This window comes from Streptomyces sp. NPDC033165 (genome assembly GCF_055577965.1).
In genome coordinates this window covers 283,825-305,927 of the sequence record NZ_JBVIPK010000004.1, presented here as the reverse complement: position 1 = coordinate 305,927, position 22,103 = coordinate 283,825, and the positions used below count along the sequence as shown (strand labels likewise).

Annotated in this window: 10 protein-coding genes and 4 pseudogenes; 5 read left to right on the top strand and 9 right to left on the bottom strand. The window is 68.7% G+C overall.

Annotated elements, in window-relative coordinates; genetic code table 11:
- Positions 1-5: 5 nt before the first annotated feature.
- Complete coding sequence (locus tag ACZ5WC_RS12490; RefSeq protein WP_468540976.1) at positions 6-4,115, bottom strand: amino acid adenylation domain-containing protein; 4,110 nt, start codon at positions 4,113-4,115, stop codon at positions 6-8.
- An 896-nt stretch (positions 4,116-5,011) separates the two neighbouring features.
- A complete protein-coding gene (locus ACZ5WC_RS12485) occupies positions 5,012-5,977 on the bottom strand; it encodes a transposase (protein WP_468540759.1) in 966 nt (321 codons plus the stop codon).
- Between ACZ5WC_RS12485 and ACZ5WC_RS12480 the strand changes: the two genes are divergently transcribed.
- Positions 5,968-7,413: an alpha/beta hydrolase family protein gene (locus ACZ5WC_RS12480; protein WP_468540758.1), complete on the top strand. Its 1,446-nt coding sequence runs from the start codon at positions 5,968-5,970 to the stop codon at positions 7,411-7,413. The genes ACZ5WC_RS12485 and ACZ5WC_RS12480 overlap by 10 nt on opposite strands.
- A 1,402-nt stretch (positions 7,414-8,815) precedes the next feature.
- Here ACZ5WC_RS12480 and ACZ5WC_RS12475 read toward each other — a convergent pair.
- Positions 8,816-9,205 (bottom strand): hypothetical protein, encoded by a 390-nt coding sequence (locus ACZ5WC_RS12475; protein ID WP_468540757.1) that lies wholly within the window; start codon positions 9,203-9,205, stop codon positions 8,816-8,818.
- Positions 9,205-12,762 carry an ALF repeat-containing protein gene (locus tag ACZ5WC_RS12470; RefSeq protein WP_468540756.1) on the bottom strand — a complete coding sequence of 1,186 codons (3,558 nt, stop codon included), beginning with the start codon at positions 12,760-12,762 and terminating at the stop codon, positions 9,205-9,207. Before ACZ5WC_RS12470 ends, ACZ5WC_RS12475 begins: the two co-directional genes overlap by 1 nt.
- 590 nt (positions 12,763-13,352) lie before the next feature.
- Between ACZ5WC_RS12470 and ACZ5WC_RS12465 the strand changes: the two genes are divergently transcribed.
- Together ACZ5WC_RS12465 and ACZ5WC_RS12460 are read left to right on the top strand one after the other, a co-directional pair.
- Entirely contained in the window at positions 13,353-13,718 is a 366-nt protein-coding gene (locus ACZ5WC_RS12465; protein WP_468540755.1) for a hypothetical protein, read from the top strand.
- A 719-nt stretch (positions 13,719-14,437) separates the two neighbouring features.
- Positions 14,438-14,578 (top strand): annotated as a pseudogene (locus ACZ5WC_RS12460) (IS110 family transposase); the annotation flags it as partial.
- A 28-nt stretch (positions 14,579-14,606) separates the two neighbouring features.
- On the opposite strand, the pseudogene ACZ5WC_RS12455 reads toward ACZ5WC_RS12460, so the two are convergent.
- Positions 14,607-14,801: pseudogene (locus tag ACZ5WC_RS12455) on the bottom strand (dihydrofolate reductase family protein); the annotation flags it as partial.
- A 121-nt stretch (positions 14,802-14,922) separates the two neighbouring features.
- Between ACZ5WC_RS12455 and ACZ5WC_RS12450 the strand changes: the two are divergent.
- Positions 14,923-15,457: pseudogene (locus tag ACZ5WC_RS12450) on the top strand (hypothetical protein).
- A gap of 1,035 nt (positions 15,458-16,492) precedes the next feature.
- Complete coding sequence (locus tag ACZ5WC_RS12445) at positions 16,493-16,861, top strand: hypothetical protein (RefSeq protein WP_468540754.1); 369 nt, start codon at positions 16,493-16,495, stop codon at positions 16,859-16,861.
- A gap of 1,425 nt (positions 16,862-18,286) precedes the next feature.
- On the opposite strand, the gene ACZ5WC_RS12440 is transcribed toward ACZ5WC_RS12445, so the two are convergent.
- The 4 genes and pseudogenes from ACZ5WC_RS12440 to ACZ5WC_RS12425 all read right to left on the bottom strand — a co-directional run bounded on the left by ACZ5WC_RS12440 (position 18,287) and on the right by ACZ5WC_RS12425 (position 21,993).
- Entirely contained in the window at positions 18,287-19,564 is a 1,278-nt protein-coding gene (locus tag ACZ5WC_RS12440; RefSeq protein ID WP_468540753.1) for a VanZ family protein, read from the bottom strand.
- Positions 19,565-20,040: 476 nt separating this feature from the next.
- Positions 20,041-20,322, bottom strand: a pseudogene (locus ACZ5WC_RS12435) (DDE-type integrase/transposase/recombinase); the annotation flags it as partial.
- Between the two features lie 338 nt (positions 20,323-20,660).
- Entirely contained in the window at positions 20,661-21,236 is a 576-nt protein-coding gene (locus ACZ5WC_RS12430) for an AMIN-like domain-containing (lipo)protein (RefSeq protein ID WP_468540752.1), read from the bottom strand.
- Positions 21,237-21,543: 307 nt separating this feature from the next.
- Entirely contained in the window at positions 21,544-21,993 is a 450-nt protein-coding gene (locus ACZ5WC_RS12425) for a spore-associated protein (RefSeq protein WP_468540751.1), read from the bottom strand.
- Positions 21,994-22,103 lie beyond the last annotated feature (110 nt).

The following is a 22,103-nucleotide window of genomic DNA, read 5'->3' as shown; positions in this document are numbered from 1 at the left end:
ATGGCTCAGTACGTGGGGGTCTTGCGGAGCAGCTCGGCCCGCTCGACGATCTCGGGGAGGTAGACCTGCTCGTTCCACGCGTCCTGCTCGACCGCTTCGAGCGCGATGGAGATGACGCCCTCGTCGCACTGGAAGGCGGAGCGCACGGCCTTCGTCACGGCGGCGACGAGTTCGGACTCCTGTTCCTCGTTCAGTGCTACGGGGAAGTGCTTGATGTTGACGTGCGGCAAGGTGAACTCCTTCTTGCGTGTGTTCTCCTGGTCCCGGAGGCGGCGCCGGATCACATGGACCAGCTCGTCGACTCCCGGGTCGCGCAGCAGCGCGTAGTGGTCGGCGTCGAGGGTGACGACGGCCGGTTCGCGGACCGCGTAGCCGCGGGCGCTCTCGATGAACGAGTTGTCGTCGCCGCGCGCCTTGAAGAGCGTCACCGGCGCGGCGATCCGCCGACCCCTCAGCTCCGGGAAGGTGTAGGTGAACTCGTACGTCAGGCGGACGATCCGTACGATTCGCCGCACCAGTTCGCCGTCCAGCCCCGGGAAGGCTCCGGCCACGAAGGCCGCGAAGCTCTCGTCGTCCGTCGCCGTGCGCAGGCACTCCTCCAGCAGCGGCCCGCTGATCCGCCCCGCGAATACGGAGAACAGGATCGTGACGAACGCCCGGTTGCGATAGGAGGGTTCATGGCCGTGTACGGCGGCGGCGTCCGCCCGCACCTCGGGCGCGCCCGGGGCGATCAGGAACAGGTTCTCGACCCGCTCCCCCGCCTGCTCCAGTTGGTGCGCGGCCTCGAAGGCGACGCGGGCGCCGAAGGAGTAGCCCCAGAGCGTGTACGGGCCCGAGGGCTGGACCTGCCGGATGGCGTGCACGTCGCGCTCGGCCATCTCGCGGATCGTCGCGTACGGCGTCTCGCCCTCGTTGATGCCGTACGCCTGGATGCCGACGAACGGCCGTCCCAGGCCCAGGCGGTCGCCGAGCAGCCGCAGGTTCATGGGGTACCCGCCGAGGCCGGGCCAGCAGAACACGGGCGCCGCCCCGTCGGCCTCGTCCTCCCCGTCCCGCAGCTTCACCAGCCGCGCGACGTCCTGGTCGGTGCCCTCCTGCGCGCCGCCGCCGGCGACGCGCAGCGCGAGCTGCTCGACGGTGGGCGCGTCGAACAGCGCCTGGAGGGGGAGGGAGCCGCCCAGCTCCCGGTTCACGCGGTTCACGAGCGCGACCGCCATGAGCGAGTTCCCGCCGCTGGCGAAGAAGTCGTCCTGGACGGAGACGGTATCGCGCTTCATCACCTTCATCCAGATGTCGCCGATCCGCTTCTCGGTCCGCGTCCTCGGCGGGACGAAGGGGCAGTCGGAGCCGGTCACGTCCGTCGCCTCGGAGTTCGCCAGCGCCCGGACGTCGATCTTGCCGTTGGCGGTGAGCGGCAGGGCGTCGAGGACGACGACCCGGTTGGGCACCATGTAGTCCGGCAGGAAGGTCACCAGGTCGTCGCGGATCATCTCCGCGGGCCCCCGCATGTGGACGGTGTCCTCCTTCATGCCCTCGCTGTGCCACTGCTCCTCGCTCACACGCCCGCCGACGAAGAAGTACGAGGGCCTCCCCGCCACCGGGAGCAGGGCGGCCATCCGCTTGGCCGCGGGCAGGTCCTCGCCGGTCTCCGAGCTGTAGCCGGACGACATGAACCCGAGGTCGAGGCGGTTCATCTGGAGGCGCTGGAGCTTGCGCCCCAGGTCGAGGTAGCCGAGCCAGCCCCGCTCCGCCGCTCCGAACACGGTGATGCCGAAGCTAGCGCGTTCGTACACGGCCTGGTTGATGGCGATGACGTCCCTCTTGCGTACGAGGTCGTCGGCGACCCGCTCCAGGGCACCGCCGCCTCCCGCGGAGCCGTGGCGATACCGGTACTGGCCTCCGGGCAGCCCGGGCACACGCCCCGGGTGCGCCTGGACGTACACGTCGAGCGCGGCCGCGTCGCGGTCGCCCTGTCCGGCGGGCACCACCTCGAAGCCGCCGAGGTAGTGGTCCTCGTCCGCGCAGTCGAGCCGTTCCTTCGTCCCGGGGGTGAAGTCCAGCTCGCGTAACGCCAGTCCGTGGTGGGGCAGCACCTCGTCGAACAGCCCCACCATGTGTCCGGCCTCGATCTGGAGGACCTCGCGGATGTTGTTCTTGTAGACAGGTTCGATGGCGCTGGTCCGCCCGAGGAAGTGCAGCCGCACCCTGGGCGCCGCGGAGCCGGCAAGGGGGCCCATCAGGACGAGCCGGTGCTCCAGCGGGTGGTAGTAGTACAGCCCGTCGGGCACCTCGGCGGGACCGCCGGCCAGCTCGAAGTAGAGCTGCGTGGCGTTGAGCGCGCCCGGCGAGGCGTACCCGTACTTCGGCAGGAGCCGCTCCTCGCTGAGGAACCGGCCGAAGTAGCGCAGGATCTCCCCGAGCTCGCCGAAACCGAGCCCGGCGGGCTCACGCGGCGAGCGCGCGGCAGCACGGTCCTCCCGGTCCTCGTCGAGCAGCCGCAGGATGTCGTCCTCCGTGACGTCGCCGCCTTCGAAGAACCGGTATGTCTTGCGCGCGAACACGCGGCGCCGCTGCTCCGGCGTGGGCTCCGCACCGGGCAGCGCGACCGACGCGCGGGCCGCCACGTCATCCGCGTCCCGGCAGCCGACGGCCGCCAGCTGGGCCCTGACCTGGAGCTTGCTCGCCTTCGACTGGTGGTGCGTGCCGTGCCGGCCCTGGTCCATCAGCGCGGCTTCCCGGGGGCTCAGCTCGACGCAGGCGACGAGGTTCTGGAAACCGGTGCGCGGGTCGTCCTTGACGATCACGGCCGCGTTCCTGACCCAGTCGTGGGACTCGACGGCCAGCCGGATCTCGTCCAGCTCGACGCGGAAGCCCCGCAGCTTCACCTGGCTGTCCGCCCGGCCGGCGAACTGCACGCTCCCGTCGGCGTTCCCGTACGCGAGGTCCCCGGTCCGGTACAGCCGCCCGCGCTCGGGGTCGTCGACGAACCGTTCCGCCGTGAGGTCCGGCCGGTGGAGGTAGCCCCGGGCCAGCTGGACGCCTCCGATGTACAGTTCGCCGATCTCGCCGGCCGCGACCGGCGACCGCGACGGGTCGAGGATGTGGAAGCGCATGCCGTCGACCGGGAAGCCGATCGGCACGGACTGCGGCCCTGACTCCATGTCCGCCCGCTCCACGCGGTACGAGGAGGCGTTGATCGTGCACTCGGTCGGACCGTAGAGGTTCACGAGCGAGCAGCCCGGCAGGGTGTCGAGCAGCAGCGTCGCCAGGTTCCTGGACAGCGCCTCGCCGCCGCTGAAGAGCTGTGTGAGGGAGGTGCAGCGACCGAACTCCTCGGTGTCGAGGAGCGCCTGAAGCAGCGTCGGCACGCACTGCAGGGTGGTCACGCCATACGCGTCGACGGTCCGCATCAGCCCTTCGGGGTCGCGGTGGATGCCGGGGGCGCCCATGACGACGCGGCTGCCGCAGGCAGGGGCGAGGATCTCCCACTGCGCGGCGTCGAAACTGGCGGGCGTCTTCTGCAGGACGATTCTGTTCTGGTCGAGTCCGTGCACCGTCCGTAACCAGTTCATCTGGTGGACGATCGCGCGGTGTTCGACCATGACGCCTTTGGGCTTTCCGGTACTGCCCGAGGTGTAAATGACATACGCCGGATCACCTTCCGCCGGCAGCCCGAGGTCAGATTCCCGCCACGCCTTTCCGGTATCCCCCGCCGCCGAATTCAGCACATCCCGCAGCGTGACGACCGTGGTTCCGGGGGGAGCGATTCTCTCCAGTCGTTCCCGCAGCCGTTCCTGCGTGAAGACCACGCGGACCCGGGCGTCCTCGACCATGTACCGGAGACGTTCTTCCGGATAGTCCGGTGACAGCGGAAGATAAGCTCCGCCGGCTGCGAGAATTCCCCACACGCCTGTCATGAGATCAAGTGAAGGCTCGACGAAAAGACCGACGCAGTCGCCCCGCCCCACCCCGAGCCCGCGCAGGTACGCGGCGGCTTCCGCGCTGTACCGGCCGAGCTCCCGAAACGTCAGCCGCTCCGGGCCGCACTCCACCGCCGTCCTGTCGGGATGCCACCTGACCTGGGCTCTCAACAGGTCGGTCAGGCTCTCCCCCATGTCACCGCCGCCGGTTATGTGCGGCAGGTCCCCGCTTCCCTCGACAGCCGAATTCACCATGTACGCCCCCGATCGAATACATCAGATACGCGTGGCGCCGGCCCGCGGCGGCATCGTCGCCACCCGAAATCCCGCCCACGCCTGTGTGACCGACGGGCCCTTCCGCCCGTTCGGCTCATACGACTTCCGTCGGTGATGTCCGGAAGGCACAGGAGCACAGCCTGCACATCTGTGAAGGAATCCCCGCACCGCTCACCGGTTGGGTCCGCTTCCACGTGTGCCGGGGCGCGCCTCTTCGAACCACACCCGTCTTGGGCATCGCCTTCCCCCGCTGTCCTTCCTGGCCGCCGAACGGCCCGGAACTTCCCCCGTGAATAGAGACCCCTGCGCAGGACAGGTATCCGCTCAGGCATCCGCATGGCTGGTCTGCGACGCGGAGCAATCGAGACGTTATGCCGTGGCCATAGGTGGGTCAACAGGCGCCAGGAGGATGACCTAAAAGGTCGCCTCCCGGCCACGTGGCACATGCCACAGGAACTGCACAGAGGCCGGAAGGCCCACCGATTCCCGCTCGCCCGCCGCGCCCCGCTGACCGGATCCACACAGTCGATATCCGGACACCACGGCGTGGCGACTTCCACTGACCCGCCTCGGCGTTTGCCCGGATCATCCGGAGGGAGTGTCATGAATCAGGCTCTAACCTCGGCGTTTCAGTTGGAGCTGCGGGCGGCCGAGCGAGATTGTTTGAGGCCGTGTCGGGCGGTGGGCATGGTGACGGCCCGTCGTGGGGTCGGGTTCTGCGAGGTCCTTGGGTCGAGGTGGGCAGGGACGGCGGGTCAGCCGGCGGGACGGGGTAGTGCGGCCAGGCGGTGAAACGCGGCCGCGGGTTCATGTCGTCAGGGCCAGGTCGCGGATATGCGAAGGCGGAGGCGGCGTCCGCCCCGGGTGATCCGGGCGCCGACGCGCAGGAGCCGGTAGCGGAGTCTCTTGGGTTCGGCAGTGGCAAGTTCGCCGTCCAGCAGGAGGACTCGGATCCAGGCAAGGAGGTCGTTCGCCGCGAGGCTGAGTTCGAGCCGGGCGGCGTTGACGTCGAAGCGGCGGGAGGGGAAGCGGCCGAATCCGGTGGTCTTGCCACGCCGGATGTGGTCCTCAACGGTGGCGTGCTGGCGGTGGCGGACCTCCAGGAACTGGGCCGGGCCGGAACTGATGGGGGTGTCGGTGAGGAACACCTGGTGCCGCATGCCCTCGTCCTGGTCGAACAGTGAGAGCTGGGCTCCGGGGTGGGGAAGTCCGCGGCGGACGATGATGCGGGTGCCGTCCGGGTGGCCGGTCATGCCCGTCAGCTGGGCGACCTCGGCGGTCTCGCGCAGGGTGCCGTCCTGGTCGAGAGCGGGATGCCGGACCTGCTCGGGCAGGGCCCGGATCGCGCGGCGGACTGGTTCGGTGACCGCGTATCCCACCGAGAAGAAGGTGCGGATTCCCCGTGTTCGCAGGTCCCGCACGTGGGTGGGGAATGGCTTCGCGGACCCGGCGCTGTCGGTGCGGACGAGGATGTCGGTGCCGTGCCGGTGGGCATCGGGGATCTGCGCGAGAGCGTCGTTGAGAGTCGCGATGTGATCCGCGGCCGTGTGGCAGGTGATCAGCGTGGCGTCGATGTCCAGGACGAGGCCGGGCAGTTCCCGCCCGCCGGCTTTCGCCGCCGGTATTGCCGCAGCGTGTCTCGGACGCCTGCAGCCAGGCCACGGCGTACCCCTACAGGTTGCCCTTTGGCACCGTCGTATGAGCCTGAGGTCGCACTCGGTCGCGACGTCAGACTGATGTGGCGGGCTGCCGTCGCCCGGAGGATGACGGCATGACCGCAACGCTCACCGAGTTCCCGATGTCCGTACCGGAAGTCCTCACCGTGCTCGGCGCGGCGGCCCTCGTACTGGCCCGCTGGCTTCCTGGCCGTTTCCGGGGCCCATCCGCGTTCGCAGGGGGAGCACTGCTCGTGGGGTCGGTGACGGTCCTCGTCGTCGCGGGGCTGCGATGGCAGATGGTTCCGGTGGTGGCCGCGTCGGCTGTCGCGGCGCCGTTCGCGCTCGCGCCGCTGTTCCGGCGGCGTACCGGGAGGGCCCCGTGGCGGGCCCCGTGGTGGCTGGCTCTGCCGGGGTCCGTGGTGTGCGCCGCCCTGATCGGGGCGGGCCCGGTATCCGCGTGGGCTCTGCCCGTACCGGAGTTCCCTGAGCCGTCAGGGCGCTTTCCGGTCGGTACCCAGGTTCTGGAGTGGTCCACGCGCGCTGACGGGGCCGGCCGGGACGGCGAGAGTCGCACGCTGGTGACGCAGCTGTGGTATCCCGCCGGGCAGAGCGCCCCGGATGCGCGGCGGATGCCGTACCTCGGGCGTACCGAGGCCGAGTCGCGCACGGTGTCCTCGGCGCTGGCCGATTACGTGGGGGCCCCCGGCTTCCTGCTCGATGGTCTGCCGCGTGCCCGCGGCCATGCTGTTGCCGACGCACCGGTGGCCCGGGAGGGCGGACGTTTCCCGGTGGTGGTGTTCTCGCCGGGGCTGGGCGGTGTGCGCACGCAGAACACTGCCTGGGCGGAGGAACTGGCAAGCCACGGCTACGTGGTGGCCGCGGTGGACCACCCGTACGACTCCGCTGCCGTCGTCCTCGCGGACGGCCGGACGCTGCGCACGCGGATATCCGCCACCGGCGACCCGGCGAAGGACGCCGCACTGGCGGAGGGCTGGACCCACACGCGCGCCGCGGACCTGCGCACAGTGCTCACCCGACTGACGCGTATCGCCCGGCACGACACCGGTGGACCGCTGGCCGGGCGCCTCGACACCAGCCGGGTGGCGGCGGCCGGGCATTCCCTGGGGGGCGCAGCTGCTTTGCAAGCGGCCCGCCAGGACCGCCGGTTCGGCGCGGTCATCGATCTGGACGGCTTCCCGCACGGCCCTGTCGACGGGCGCCTCGGGCAACCTGTACTGGCGCTGACCCAGGAGATCGGCCCCGGGGCCGACCCTGACTACCTGCCCCGGCTCACCCGCGTACTGGAACTCGGTTCCGCGACGAACTACCGGCTGACCATCCCCGGTGCCGCGCACCTCACCTTCACGGACGCCCCGCTCTATCTGCCGCCGGTACCCGGGGTCGTCGGCTCCCTGGGCCGCACGGGGGGACATCGCATCACCGCCGCCGCCTCACTGTCCTTCCTGGACGCCACGCTCCGGCGCGCCCCGGTCGACCTGCCCACAGCGCTCGCAGTCCACGGGGACGTGACCGTCCACCGACCGGAGGGCACCGGCTGAGGCCGGGCGTCACCCGCGCGTCGCCCGGGGCCACCCCCAGCGGCCCCCTCAGGGCAGGACCGTGGCCGGAGCAACGGTCACGGCAGCCGCCATGGTGATGACCGTGACGAACGTGGTAGCCGCGTGCCGGATGGTCGTAGGGCGGCAGCATAGGCGGCGGCCAGCAGGTCGATCCCGACAAAACCAGCGCGGTGACGAGCAGAGCAACAGCGACGACCAGGGGGATCTCCCGTTGGACAGTGGGGTGTTGACATGGCTGGACGGATGAGGACAACTCCGGCGCGGCCATGCATCTTCCTTGACGCCGAGCCCTGGAAGGCCGTCGACACCAAGGAGGTCAAGGTGCAGACCGCCGAGAAGGCCGCCCCAGACCTGGGAGGCCGACGCCTGCCGCGACGGCGTCGTCGGGCCGTCAGGAGCCTGGCAGGCGCTCGGTCAGTCCTGGAGCTCCCAGCTCTGCACGGCGTAGAACGAAGGCTTCGCGGGCCGTGTCCGGGACTACCGCTCATGCCGCGGAGGAACGTGGCCGGCCGCCAGCGCACATGCCCGCCGCACTTCCCTGCGTCGAGTAGAACCGAAAGGGCGCCCCGGCAGCCACTGGGGCCCTCTGGGGCTCTTTCCGGGATTCCGGCTTCATCAACCGGCACGAGCATGAATCGACCGAAAGACCATGGGCGCAGGCAGGCCGGCAGCCAAAGACCCCTCATCGCGGCAGGTCACAGCGCTGGCTGGTCCCTTCCGGGACATCTGACGGGTGGGGTGTCGTGCCCCTCCAGGGCAAAGGGCACGACACCTCGACATGCCAGCTGACCTGCGAATACTTACCTTCACGACCCTTCGCTGATCACTGTTGCTCTTCAGCACCTTGTGCAACGCGCGTGCAAGATGATCTTGAATGATTGACGGCGCATCAGGGAAACCTGAGCGCCCATCATTCTTCACAGAGGGTTGTCGCCGAAGCGGCCTCGTAGCGCCCCCGTGTCGGTTGCGTCGCGGCACACAGATCTTGACAGGCACCCCTTCCTCGACGGGTCGGCCGAGTTCCTCGATCCGCGCAGTCAGCTGTGTGATCCACTCCCGTTCCGCTGCGGTCAGAGAACTGACAAGGCCCGGCTCAGAGACACCTCCTCGATCCAGATCCTTTGGGAACGGACACGGATCCTCCGCCTCGCCGGGCACTGGCCCTGGACCGACGCGATCAGAGGCGCCCTTCTACGGCTCGCGGCCCTGCCGAACCCCGGCCGCCCAGCAGGGTCCCGTCCCTACGAGCAACACTGGCCCCGACCGGAACTGTGGAACCGGCGCCCTCGCGACAGCCGGGCCACCGACCTGCCCGTGATCAGCCCGGACGACCGAAACGGCCCGCCGGAGAATCCGACGGACCGTCACGAAAACGTCGAGGCTAGGTGCTCTTGGTGAGCACCAGGGACCACGACCCATCCGGAGTGCTGAACGCTATCTTCCCTCCGCCGCGCGCGTAGAGGTGGACACCGGAGACCTCACCGACGCCGCGCTCGTCGATGTCCAGGTAGACGAAGTCGTCGGAGAGGGTGCCGTTGTCGACGAAGTCCCATTTGCCGTGGAAATCGTCGGGGTCGGCGTGCTCGCCCGTCGACAGATGAGTGGCGGTGAATGTGCCGTCGGAATCAAGCCTGATCTCGCCGCCGGTCTCCTCGTTGCGGTACAGGCCGGGCAGCTGCTCGGGGTCGACCTGAGCCATGCAGCCTGCGGCGAGTACCGCGACAGCGGCCAGGGCGGCGGCGAACCAACGTCCGCTTGTCAGCTTGCCCACTACGGTCCCAGCGTCACGTTGAACTCGACAGTCACGGTCATGGTCGACCCTGGTCCTGAGTCGCCGCTGACCCAGTCGATCAAACCATTGATGGCCTTACCGGCGGACTCTTTGTACCAGTCTTGGTACCCGATGACAGGCGGGCGGGTTGCGGACTCCGCGCTCTGCTCGCTGTACGCCGTGTAACGCCACACCACGCTGCCGTCCGCGTTCTTCCGGATGGGGGTCATCCGGATCTGCTGTGAGCCCATGAACGCGTATGCGTGGTTTCCGGTGTACCCGGTCAGGAGTCCGTCTGCTGGTTGCGTGGCCCCCATGTCTCTGAGCCACTTCAGGCCCTGGACGCCGGCGAGACTGTAGTCGTACATGTACGTGTGGCCCATCTCGTAGTCCCCGGACCGCACCCGATCAGCAAAGTAGTTGAGGGTCTTGTCGGTCCAGGGATGCGAGCGGTAGAGGCTGGTGAACTCGTCGTTCGGGCCGAAACACTGGGACCGATCGCCGCCCCCCGTGAGCCAGCTCCACCCCAGCTCAAACGGCGTAGCGCCGTTTCCGGACGGGATGGGCTTACCGAACGGCGTCAGACAGCTCTCGGCTCCGGGCGGAAGTTCGCCGTCGTCGTCGCCGATGGGAACGCTCGCATTGTCGATGGCGTTCTGGATCGCCTGGCGCACCGCGGCCTGGATCACAAGAACGTAGGCCTGGGTTGCGGCCTGCGCGGCGGAGACTGCGTCCTTGCCGGCTTCGATTGCCTGCTTGCGGGCTGTCGTTGCCGCGACCGCGGCGTCCGTGGCGTAGCTCGCGGCGGTCTCAGCGGACCGCACGGCTCGCGTCGCGGCCTGGCGTGCCACGCGGCTTGCCTTGAGTGCCGCGGCGGCTGCGTTGCTCGCGGTCCGGGCGGACTTCGCCGCTTCGGCCGCGGACCGCTCGGCGGCATCGGCGTTGTCACGTGCTTCCTGTGCAGACTTCGCTGCATCCTTGGCATACCCCTTGGCGAGGTTGGCCCACTCAGTCGCTTTGTCAGCGGCCTGGCGTGCAATGGCGGCAGCCTCGGAGGCACGGGCCGCGTCCTCCTGCGCATTCGCCGCGATCTTGGCCGCGCGTGCGATCGACGCACGGACCGCGCTGATGTGCGTGGCGCGATCGTGGTCGATCCGCGCGAAGTCGTACTGAGTGGTTGCGATGAACTGGCGGAGCATGAAGGTGTCGCCCTCGAGCGCGATCTGCGCCGCCGCCTTGGTGTAAGGGCCTCCGCTTGCGAGGAGCGTCGACGCGGCCACCTGGTCGTCCTCGCGTACGGCCGCCTCGCGGCCGACCCACAGGAAGGTGTGCACGGCCTCGGCGGTCCCCGCGTCCAGTGCGGCCGATGCCTCGCTTCGCACCCTCGTGCCGCTGTTGGGGTCGGCCAGGATCCTGGCAACCTCGACCCGGTTGTCATCAGCGGCTGCCTCGACCGCTCCGGTCTCCAGGAACGCCTTGATCTTGGCGGGGTCTTCGGTCTTCAGAGCCGCCGCGGCCGCCGTGGCCACGGCCTGCGTCGACATTGCGGCGAGCGCCGCGACGTTCTCGACGTTGTCCTGCTGCAGCGCGAGGATGCGGTCGGTGTCGATCCAGTTCACGACGTCCTGGTCCGAACCGGCCAGCGCGTACTCTGCTGCCTGACGGGTCCAGGTCCCCGGGCCTTCCAAGAGGCGGACCGCCGCCTTGCGACCGGCCGCCGCGGCCTGCTCGACGGTTCCGTTCCGCAGTGCTGATTCCGCAGCGCTGATGAGTGCCCGGAGCTCTTCGGAGAGGCGTGCTTCCTGGGTCCGCTCCCGGTTGAACCGTTCGAGCTCGTTCGACTCCGCTTGCGCCGCGAGCCGTGCCTGCTCGATCGCCTCACTGGTCTCCTCGGCCAGACTCTCGGCCTCGGCCTGGCGGGCCGCCTGTTCGACATCCCGCGCCTTGACGACCGCGGCGGCGGCGGCATTCGCCGCCTCGACAGCGGCGTTGGCGGCCAGCGTGGACCGGTTGGCGTAGTCGACCGACTCACCGGCGTGGGCGGCCGCTTCCTTGGCCGCGGCCGCGGCCTTCTCGGCGTGATCGGCGGCGCTGTTGGCCGCGTCACGCGCCGTGCGGGCAGCGGCGGCCGCCTGCCCGGCCAGCTTCCGCGCCCTGCCCGCCGCCTGGGTCGCCCTGGCCGCGGCGGCATCCGCCTCGGCGGCGGCCCGCTTCGCGGCATTGGCCTCGGACTGGGCTGCTCCAGAGGCCACGGCTGCGTCGGCCGCCGCGCCGGCGGCCGCGGCCGCGTTGACCGCCGCGCTGTGGGCGGCGTCGCCCGCCCGCACCGCCGCGTCGCCGGCCAAGGCCGCGAGGTCTGCCTTGGCGGCCACCGTGCGTACGAATTTCACCAGCTTCAGCGCGATGTCCGCCGCAGCGCTGGCCGCGCCCGCCATCGCCCTGTCCTTGGAAGCGGCGATCGCCGCACGATACGCGTTCGCCGCAGCACGTCCCGCCGCTGCCGCTGCCGCCGCAGCGGCATTGGCTGCAGCCACCGAACGCTGTGCGGCGGACTGCGCCGTCCGTGAGGCCGACACCGCGGTCGACGCGGCCGCGGCCGCGCCCTTGGCCGCCTGCGCGGCCTTCCCTGCCGCCTTGGCCGAGCGTGCGACATCCTTCTCGGCGGCCAAGGCCTCGGCCTTGGCCTCCATTGCCGAGGCTTTCGCCTTCTCGGAAGCATTGACTGCCTGATGGGACAGCTCGACAGCCTCGTCGGTCATCAGACCGGCGCGGCGCCCTTCCTTCTCCACGACGTCGACCAGCTGCTGGATCGTGGCCGCTTCCTCGTCGCGTGCCCGGGCGATGTACTGCCCCGTCTCCAGGAACCACCGGATGGCCCTGGCCGATCCGTCGTCCAGGGCCCGACTCGCGTACTCACTCACCTGTGGTGACGCTGAGGCGAGAATGGTCGCCACCTGCACACGATCGTCCTCCTCCTGTGCGGTGTACCGCCCGTCACTGAGGAAGGCGCGCAACGCGAAGGAGGAATCAGTGTCCAGTGCGGCGGATCCCGCACGCTTCACAGCCCTGGAACCACGGGCCTGGACCGTACCTACGGCCACCCTGAGATCCTCGTCCACTGCGGTCCGGAAACCGCCCTGGAGGAGGGTCTCGACCGCTGCGTCCCCGCTGGACAACGCCGCACCAATGGCGCTGCGCGTCGCCGGGCCCGCTGTGACCAGGGACTCCGCGAGCGCGAACCTGTTGTCCTCGGCCCAGGCCACAGGTGCCTTCTGGTCGAGGAACTCGGTTATATCCGCGGCGGAGCCCGTCAGCGCAGCGGCCGCCGCGGTGCGGACGGCCCGGCGTCCCGACCTGTACGCCCAGACCACCTTGCCGCGGTCGGTATCCGGAAGACCGGCCCCCTCAGGCACCGCCGCCGTGACACCGGAACCGCTTGCCGCGTACGCATTGCGCATGCCGAACGCACCAGCGGACAGCACACTGCCGGCCGCCACCCCTGTGAAGATGGCCAGCGTCTGACGCCTGCTGAACACTCGCCGTGAATGCTGCGGCATCACGACTCCTTTCCACTCTGACTGTTTCCATCCGGCCTGCACTCGCCCCGATGGTGCGACAGAGTGCCGCGCACCTGCCGTGTCGCCCAGATAGGTCCACAAATAACTCGTCGGCACTGCAGCGGCGCTGAGGCAGCATGATTCCAACATCCATTTGATCACACGTCAATTGGCGAACAATATGGAGTACTTCAATCCGGTTTCACCCGTTGCCGCCATTCCGATTTCGCAGGGAATGACCTCGGCCGTTCATGGCGGATCGTCAGGCCGTGCCTGACCTGCACCAGGCCGCCCAACGTGCAACTTCATACATTCCAGGGAGATTTGCGAGGAGGGGTGGACAAAGATCAACTAGCAGGCTTTGATTGCGACGCCGAGGAGGCTCCCGGAGCGCGTGCGGGGCTCCCCTCGGGCACACTTTCAGCCGTGCCGTCCGGCATTAGGTCACGTGGAGGAGAACACCTGTGAAGTTCATTACTCGACTCGTTGCGACGGCCTGTGCCGCCGCGACCGGCGCCACCGTCTGGGCAGTCGGCGCGCACCAGGAGGTCGCATCCGCGAATGTTGCGAGCGAAGCTCCGCCGGTTGCCGTGGAGGACTTTAACTACCCCGGGGCCGACAAGATCCTGGCCGAGAAGGGCATCGTCCTGAAGCGCGGCGACGGCCACATCATCTACGCCGACTGCGCGAGCGAGAGCGGCCTCCTGGAGATCCTCGCGCGAGACAAGGGGAAGATCTGCTTCCGGGTCACCGGCAACTCCGGCTGGCTGACCCTGGAGATTCCCTCCGTCTACTTGATCAAGGGCAGCACCGAGCACGAGGCGCAGGTCGACATGACGGTCGACGCCGAGGAGAAGTCCTTCGATGTGGCCAAGGGGCAGTGGACCCCGGTGGGCGAGAGCGCCGACGAACAGGGTCGCGAGCACATGCTCATCGAGATCAGGACGTCCAAGTAACGACCCGCGCCCACCATCGAACCGGGCCTGATGCCGGGCCATCGGAAGGGCGCACATGTGTCCACACCTCCCAGATGCCAAGGGCATTGCGAAGTGCCGAGGTGGGCGGTTGCGTGCTGAGCACGGGACATGACGGCTTGTCCATCACTGTCGGCACCGATCCTGGACGCAGAACAGGCATGGCCGCTGGTGAACCTGTGGGTGTCCAGTCCGTTCGAGCACCGAGCGAGTCCATGCCTGCGCACTCATCTTCCCGCCTCCCGTCATGCTTCCGGTAACTGGGGGACGCCTCCGACTCGACTCCGCTGGAGACAGCAGCTGACCTGCGGAGTTATCTGGCTGCGGTGCCTGACCAGCGGGCCCGTCGCGGCATCCGTCATCCATGGACGGCCCTGCTCACCGCTTCGGCCGCCGCCGCCCCGGCCGACGCCGGCTCGATCGCGGCAGTCGGTGAGTAGGGCGCCGATGGACCACAGCGTGTCCTGGCCCTGCTCGGGTTCCGTCCCGACCCGCTGACCGGCCTGATCCGCCCGACCCGCGCCACGACCATCCGCCTCGTCCTGGCCACCGCGGACGGCGACGCCCTCGACCGTGCCATCGGCGACTTCCTCCAGGAACGCAAGTCCCCGACCCCGGAACGGAAGGTCGTCGCCGTCGACGGCAAGACGCGCCGCGGCTCCCACACTGCCGCCCTGCACGACCACGCATCCCGCACCTAATACGACACATGCCGGGCCCGCGGCAAACCCCATACCCAGGCCCTACCCCCTCTCGCCCGGCATCGCATCAGCGTCCTGTTCGCCATGCTCCGCGACGGCACCTTCTACGAACCAGGCGTTCCCGAAGGAGCCGTCGCATGACCAGCTCCGGCTTGACGAAAGGCATGAAGGCACCCCCGGGATCGGTGCGCCTTGGCCGGCTCGCCGTGGCGCCGGCCCAGGCGAACAGCCTCGCCGGGTCGACTGCGTGGCCGAACGGACTCTCAAGGCTCTGCCCCTCACCGGCACCGATCCCGTCACGCGAGACGCTGAAGTTCTGGGCTCTCAGCAGCTGAGCCGCATGCTCCTCCTGTGTTGCCGGCAACGGTGGTAAGAAGTTGTTGTCCTTCTGGACTTGGGGGCGGCGTTTTCGCTGGTCAGGAGTAGGGACGGTGATTCGGCGGGAGTCGTGACCTGTCGTGTCGTCGCTCCCCGGGAGGCTGCGGATGCCGTCGGTTGTCGGACTGCTGGAACAGCACGAACTCGCAGCTTGCTGCCGGGTGGACGGGCTGCGTGAGGAGGCCGACCGCATCCAGGCCGAACTGGCCGTGGCCGAGCTGGAGTGGCAGGAGTGGGTGATCGCCCGCAGGCAGGTCGATGCGGGTGATGGCTCCGGACGGCGGCAGTCCCGCCGGCACGGAGGACGTCCCGGATCCGGGTGCTGCGGGTGGGTCGGCGCCCCGGGACGCGGCGAAGTCGCAGGTGCCGGTGTGGCGTGAAGGGCTGGCCTGGTCGGTGCTGTCGGTGGACTACCAGCGCATTCTGCAAGCTCTCCCGGACCGGGACCGGGACCGGCTCCGTCAAGGGCCGCTGACCTGGCAGGAGATGGCCGTGATGTTCGGTCTGGACGCGGTGCCGGCCAAGGTGGAGGCACTGCGGTCCAAGGCGAAACGCCTGGTCGCGCGCGGCTGGCTGGCCGAACTCGCGCCGGGCCGGTTCATGCTCGCGAAGGCCGCGGCCGCGCGAGGCGGCGGGTCATGAGCAGGGTCATCGACCAGTAGATCATCGCCTCGGCGCTGGTGGTGCGGCGTTCGTACCCGTTCGACACACACCCCTCAAGATCGGAACGACAACAGCTACCAAACCGTGGCCCACGGCGTCAGCCTGAGTTGGGTCACTGCAATCGGTTGCCGTGGTCATTGCGGCCTTCGGGCGGTGGAAGTCCTGGGGATCGTGCCAACTGACGCCCGACGCGTCGCCGCGACTCACGACCCGGATCACCAAACTGGCCGTACAGTGCCAGCTCCCGTACCCGCCCGCCATCGACCACCTCGGCATCACCCTGCGTACCGCTGCGCCCGGACTGTGCCTCGTCCCGGACAACTCCCGACGTGCGGAGGGGGATCCGGCACGCCGTTGGGTCAGGACCAGCGGGCTCACTTGGCTGGGACGGCGCTGCGCGAGACCGCTCTGGGTTCTGACGAGCAGGGGCGCCCGGCTCCGTTTCCCTCCCCATACAGACGAACAGGCGTCTTCACCGATTCAGGCCGGGTGTCCACCGCCTGGGTTTCCAGCCATGCCTCCACCTCCGGCCAGCGATAGCGCAAATAGCAGCCTACCTTGTGGGCTCGCGGACCCTGGTGTCGGTGATTCCACATGTAGACCGTGTTCAGTGGCACGCCCAGGAAGTCGCTAGTTTCCTAGCGCTCATCAACGGACAGCGGCTACCCGCACCACGGGCGGCTCCTGCCCTACGGTCGGTGGTTTGACGCATGGGTACTCCGAACAGCTCGGAGCGGTCTGGGAAGAACCACGTGAGTGGTAGTCCGCTGGGGTGGCATACGGAACAGTTGCACGGAATTCCAGCCGAACCAAACAGAAGAATTTTCGGCGTAATTCCTATGACTCTCCCGACCTCTCGGAAGACGCCAGCGAGGGCTCGGCGAATCACCTGGATCAACACCTCATCAACCCATGATGTGGTGAGTGGGCACGCGATCTCGCCGCCGATTATGCCCCTGATACGGGGACCCGCAACAAGACCTCAAGGTCCGCCGAAGAACAGGAGTTGAACCCATGCCGTACGACCGCTGGCACAAGTCGCGCCCGAAAGCCGGAGAGTCGGCCTGCCGGGAGCACGGCAAGGTTCCGACGGCGGATCACGGGGTCGGAAAGCGGTGGCAGGCCCGTTGGCGCAACCGGGAAGGGATCCAGCAGACGGAGCTGTTCCGCACCGAGGCCGAAGTCCGCAGGCACGAGACCAAGATGCTGTCCGGGGTGAACGACGGGTCGTACATCGATCCCCGCGCAGGAGAAGTCAGGGTCTCTGAACTCGCCCTCACATGGCTCAAGGGGAACGGACACAAGAATCCGCGCGCGTACGCCGCCACAAGGAGCGGGTTCAGCTGCACATCATCCCTACCGCCGTCGGAAAGATGCGAGTGAAGGACGTGAAGCCGTCGTCACTGCTGAACTGGCTGCACGATCGCCGGCGACTGCTCGAAAGTTCCACGCTGCGCCTGGTCTTCGACAACCTTCGGGCCACATTCGACCTGGCGGTGGACGACGGTCTGATAGCCAAGAATCCGTGCCTGGCCAAATCGGTACAGGATGCCAAGCCGAAGCGAGGGGACGGCGGCCGGGCAGAACTGAGCCTGTCCTGGGAGGACACTGAGAAGATCCGTGCCGAACTTCCCGGCACTCGTCAACTGCAGTCGCGGCCTGGGCCTTCGCCAAGGAGAGATATTCGGCCTGTCGCCGGAAGGCATCGACTGGAGGCATCCGGACGGCCCGATGGTGCACGTACAACGGCAGGTAGTCCACGATGGCTCGTTCTTGGCGTACGCCCTTCCCGAAGGGGGAGACGACGATGACCCGAAGGACCGCTGGGTCGAACTGGTTCAACTCCTACCGCTGGAAGCCCGCCTTGGCAGCAGTCGGCCTCATCAAGCCCCTTGACCCCGACGCGAAGGGACGGCGCTGGGAGAAGTCCCGCGACAAGATGACGCATGCCCTCCGACACCTGTACGCGTCGATGACGATCAACGGCGGGGTAGACGTGTACACACTCGCGGACCGGCTCAGACACGCCGATCCCGCGTTCACTCTCCGTAAGCACGTGCACCGGGTCACGGGGGCCTGGCCCAAGAGCGTTTGCGCAAGATGCACAACACTGCAGCACACCATCTGAACTGCGAATACTTACCTTCATGACCCTTCACTGGTCACTGTTGCTTTTCAGTACCTTGCGCAACGCGTATGCAAGATGATCTTGCATGACTGACGGTTCGTCAGTCATGCCTGAGTGCCCGTCAGCCTTCACTGAGGGTCGCCCCCGAAGTTGCCTCGCGACGTCCGATGTCGGTCGTGTCACGTTGACCGCGTCCGGTCGGCCATCGGCACCCGCCAACACGGTCGCCCAGCGGTGCCCGCCGTGCGATTCTTGGCGTTGCTCCCCGCCGTTCTCCGTGGGGGTCTCGTTCGAGTCATGGGGCGATAGCCGCCGACTACGAGTCGATCCGTCAGGCTGAAGTGAACCGCCCCGGGTTCGGCAGAGATCTCAGTTGTGGTTGTGACCTGGGGTTTCGTCGTTGCCAGGTAGTAGTCGGCCTCGTACTCGACGGGTGGGACGTGGCCTGTCTCACCGCGCAGGCGCCGGTGGTAGTACCAGTCGACCCACTCGGCCGTGGCCAGCTCGACCTGGGAGGGTCTTCCAGGGCCGCTGCGGCTTGATCAACTCGGTTTCGAACAGGCCGATCGTGCTCGGCGAACGCCTCCCCGGCTCCGGAGGCTACGCCGTCGTCGTCGCCGCACCGTAGACGGCCACCTCCACCTGCCTCGCCCGCGCGGTCTCGGCCGATGGCCGGGGCCTCACGCCGAGTGTTCCGGATCATGCCCGGTGCCGTGCTCCACGCTGCCCGCTCGACGACTCGGGTCTGGGACGGGGGCGGGAATCTCTGGACTCCCGGTCGGAAGAGGTGCCTGTGCGGGGGCGTGCGAGGACATGTCCGGGGTGGGGTGGTTGACGATGTCGAACCAGCGCTCGTACCAGGCGCGCCCGTCGCGCCGGAGCAGGACGACCAGCGGCGGGGAACCCCAGACGACCACGGCCGCGAGCAGGGCCGCGTACGGCAGGAGGGCACCGGCCGGCTCGGGGAGGGTGGAGGTGCGCGTGTGGTGGGCGATGGCCAGCCAGGCCAGGGCGAGGGGTGAGTACCGGGTCCAGGCGCGTGCAGTGATCCGCCAGATCCCCGGCCTGCGGCCGTCGGGCCGGGCCAGGCGCAGGAGTACGGCGCGTTTGCCCGGGGTGGTGGCGAAGACGACCGGCAGGAGCCAGAACCACACGAGCCCCAGGGCGGCGCCTGCCGGGAGGGCGTAGCGGCGGCCGGTGGGCCAGTCGGTGGCCAGGGCCAGGAGACCGGTGGTCAGGGTCCAGACGACGAGCCAGCCGGCGAGGTCGGTGAGGAAGGCCAGGGCGCGGCGGGTGAGGGTGACGCGCTGCCCGTAGCGGGTGCGCTCACGATCGGGGTCGTTGGCGGGCAGCAGACGGGCCAGGGGGCCGGCGATCAGCCAGCCGACGACGGCGCCGGCGGTGTTGAGACTCAGGTCGTCGACGTTGAACTGCCGGTAGGGGCAGGCGTAGACGAACCACAGACCCGTGTACTGGGTGGTCTCGAAGAACAGCGAGGTGGCCAAGGCCACGACCGTTGCGGGGAGCAGCCTCTGTCGGAAGTAATAGCGCAGGTAGACGCCCAGGGGAAGCAGGAGTATGGCGTTGAGGAGCGTGGTCCACGTGGAACCGAGTCCGGCCAGGGTACTCACGGACCAGTCGCCGCCTGCGGCGGAGGCGATACGCGTGTGGAAGGCGAACGGCTGAAGCTGCGGACTCTCCGCGTACCGGATCGTGGCGCAGTGCGCGTCGGTGTCCGCGGGCAGCGGCATCACGGTCTGCAGCACCGCGGCCAGAAGGTAGAACACGAAGCTGTAGAAGACCAGCACCGGCCAGCCACCGGCCCGCCCCCGACGGCGATAGCCGTGGATCGCCGCAGGAGCCAGGATCAGAGCGGCGATGAGAGGGAACAGCGTGAGTGCGGCCTCGACGGGCAGCAGGTAGGTCCGGAACACAGCAGGCGCCTTCCACAGCGCCATGCGCCGCGATCACAGGAAGCAGAGGGCCGGAAGCAGAGGGTCGGAAGCAGAGCTGAGCGGGTCCGGCGGGCACCCCCGGCATGAGGGCGGCATCCCGCAACTGCTCAGGTTATGCGCCCCCGGAGCACAGCGGGTGCGAAGCCCTGAAAGCCTCGGACGGCTGGCCAGTTGGCCAGGACCCGGCTGCCAACATCAGGCAATGCTCCCCGGAACCCCGTGCCCCGTTCAGTCGGCAGCCGGGATGCGGCAGATGCCGTTCTCCGGGCAGGTAGCCGGGTCGGTTGCGGAAGCGGTGCGGGTCAGCTCGCACAGAGTCGTCGAGGCGGGCAGCCGCCAGCGCCCACGACGGACCGGCCAACCGAACGGCCCTGGCTACCTCCGTTGATCAAGTGCCGCTGGACCGGGGCTCGGACGCCCATTCGCATGAGGACGCACATCGTCTGATGACGATAGTCCGGTCCGCAGGGCGGTGTACGTTCGACCGACGGCATGACTTCGCGGCGGGCCGCGCCGTAGGAGCGGAGCTTGTCGGTCACGATCACCCGGGGCGCCGACCTGGTCCCTTTCAGTAGTCTCTTGAAGAACCTGCTGACCGCGGCCTTGTCCCGCCAGTCTTGGACCAGGATGTCAAGCACGTTCCTGTCGGCGTCGACCGCCCGCCACAGGTACTTCTGCGCGCCGTTGATCTTGATGAAGACCTCGCCCGGATGCCACGTGTCGCCGGGCCGTGGCTGCCAACGTGCCCGCCGCCGCGCCGCCACCACCGGCGTGGCTGCCGGCGGGCGCGTTGACGGGCGCGGAGCTGCCAGCGGGCGCGTTGGCGGACGCGGAGCTGCCAGCGGGCGCGTTGGCGGACGCGGAGCTGCCAGCGGGAGCGGACGGCGTCATTGCTGGCAGTGGGAGATGACCTCCTGCGGGTACCGGTGGCCCCGGTACGACGGCGGCACGGACGGCACGAGCGGCCCTCTCCGGACACGACCAACCCGAAGATCCCACCCGATCAGCCAACGTGACAGTGCCCTTGCGCGGACAGGGGCGGGTTCCCGGCGGTCGCGATGCCGGGAACCCGCCCCCTTCGGGTTGCTCTGGTGGCTAGCTAGCTCGTCCAGCTGTGAGCCACGTCGACCACGACGCGGTCCTCCAACTGGATCACGCGGAACGGCAGTCGGGCACGCACGCCGACACCGACCTGTGTCTCGCCTTCGAAAGTGCTGCCGAACCGTGTGTCCCGGAAGGTGCTGTACCCCCTGATGTTCACACCGGGCAGGGCCTCACCGGCCTTGCCCGGGTAGGTCCACGCGCCGGCCTCCACGTCGTAGCTCCACCCGCCGACACGGATATCGAGGATCGCTCCGCCGTCGACCGGTATGTACTCCCCTGCGGGGTGCGCGTAGAGCCGGTCTACGTACTGGACCCGGTAGTCGATCTGATCGCCGCCGCCGGGCACGTCGAACACGATGCGGTCATAGCACTCATGCTGTCCGGTCCTGATGTTCTCCAGGTGATCGACCCCCATGGTCGAACCGCCCTTGGCACCGCTGCCCCAGCCCGTCGGACAAGCCGCAACCGCGCGCGCTCCCTCCGACGGGGCCGCGCTCGCGGTGCCCGCCGTCATTCCCAGCGTGGCACCCGCCAGTACGAGCACCGCCACTGTCGCTCCGATACGCCGCATCCTTCTTCCCCTTCGATCGCGCCTGGTCGTGGTTGATCGCATGTGATGCCGAGGGTGGTCAGTGGACGCCAGGTTCGAGCTGCCTCGGTTGTTCGTGATCCGCTCGACTGCAACGTGCCTTCGCGGCAGTGCCCCGCGCGGGAACGTGTCGCTCCATGGCACCGGAGAGACTTTGAAGCACCACCGCCGTGTCCTCCGTCTCGCCCTGCCAGGATCCAGCCGGGTCCTGGCAGGGCAGGCAGACGCGCTGCGGGATTACGGTGCGTGGGTTGCAGGCACCCCGCCCCTCACGACCGGGACAGGCTGGTCAGCGGATGGTGGTGACCCTGTGCTCCTTCAGGGAGGCGCAGTTGGACCCGGTCACCCGCACATGCACGTTGGCGATGCGGCCGCCCCAGTCGACGCAGTGGCCCTTGCCGTAGACGGAGACCGGGCCGGCGTACGACGTGAACAGCCCTTCGTCCTCGGCGTACTCGGTGGTGTCGTCGACGTAGATCCATGCGCCCGTCTCCAGCGCGGTGCCCGGGTTGGAGCGGATGGTCGTGACGCAGTTCTTACCGCTGGTCGGGTTGTACGTCAGGTAGACCGTGCCGTACGAGCCGACAGGAGCCGAGTTGACGGTCTGGTAGCCGCTCCCGCAGACCTCCTGCGGTGTGGTGTTCGGCGCGGCCGAGGCTGGGACCGCCAGAGCAGTCACACCCCCAGCAGCCAGAGCCACCACCGCGGTACCGGCCAGAACAGAACGAATGAAACGCATGCATCTCCCTCGTAGTCCTTCGGAACCCTGCACTCTCGAGAGATATGACACCCACCCCACCCGAATAGTTGTACACCCCCACAAGATCCCAAGAGGACTGCGTGCTGTGG

What these genes read in the sequence shown, in the direction of transcription:
- ACZ5WC_RS12490 (WP_468540976.1), bottom strand. Translation starts at nt 4,115, where the DNA reads ATGGGGGAGAGCCTGACCGACCTGTTGAGAGCCCAGGTCAGGTGGCAT.
- ACZ5WC_RS12480 (WP_468540758.1), top strand. Translation starts at nt 5,968, where the DNA reads ATGACCGCAACGCTCACCGAGTTCCCGATGTCCGTACCGGAAGTCCTC.
- ACZ5WC_RS12470 (WP_468540756.1), bottom strand. Translation starts at nt 12,762, where the DNA reads ATGCCGCAGCATTCACGGCGAGTGTTCAGCAGGCGTCAGACGCTGGCC.
- ACZ5WC_RS12445 (WP_468540754.1), top strand. Translation starts at nt 16,493, where the DNA reads ATGCCGTACGACCGCTGGCACAAGTCGCGCCCGAAAGCCGGAGAGTCG.
- ACZ5WC_RS12440 (WP_468540753.1), bottom strand. Translation starts at nt 19,564, where the DNA reads ATGGCGCTGTGGAAGGCGCCTGCTGTGTTCCGGACCTACCTGCTGCCC.
- ACZ5WC_RS12430 (WP_468540752.1), bottom strand. Translation starts at nt 21,236, where the DNA reads ATGCGGCGTATCGGAGCGACAGTGGCGGTGCTCGTACTGGCGGGTGCC.
- ACZ5WC_RS12425 (WP_468540751.1), bottom strand. Translation starts at nt 21,993, where the DNA reads ATGCGTTTCATTCGTTCTGTTCTGGCCGGTACCGCGGTGGTGGCTCTG.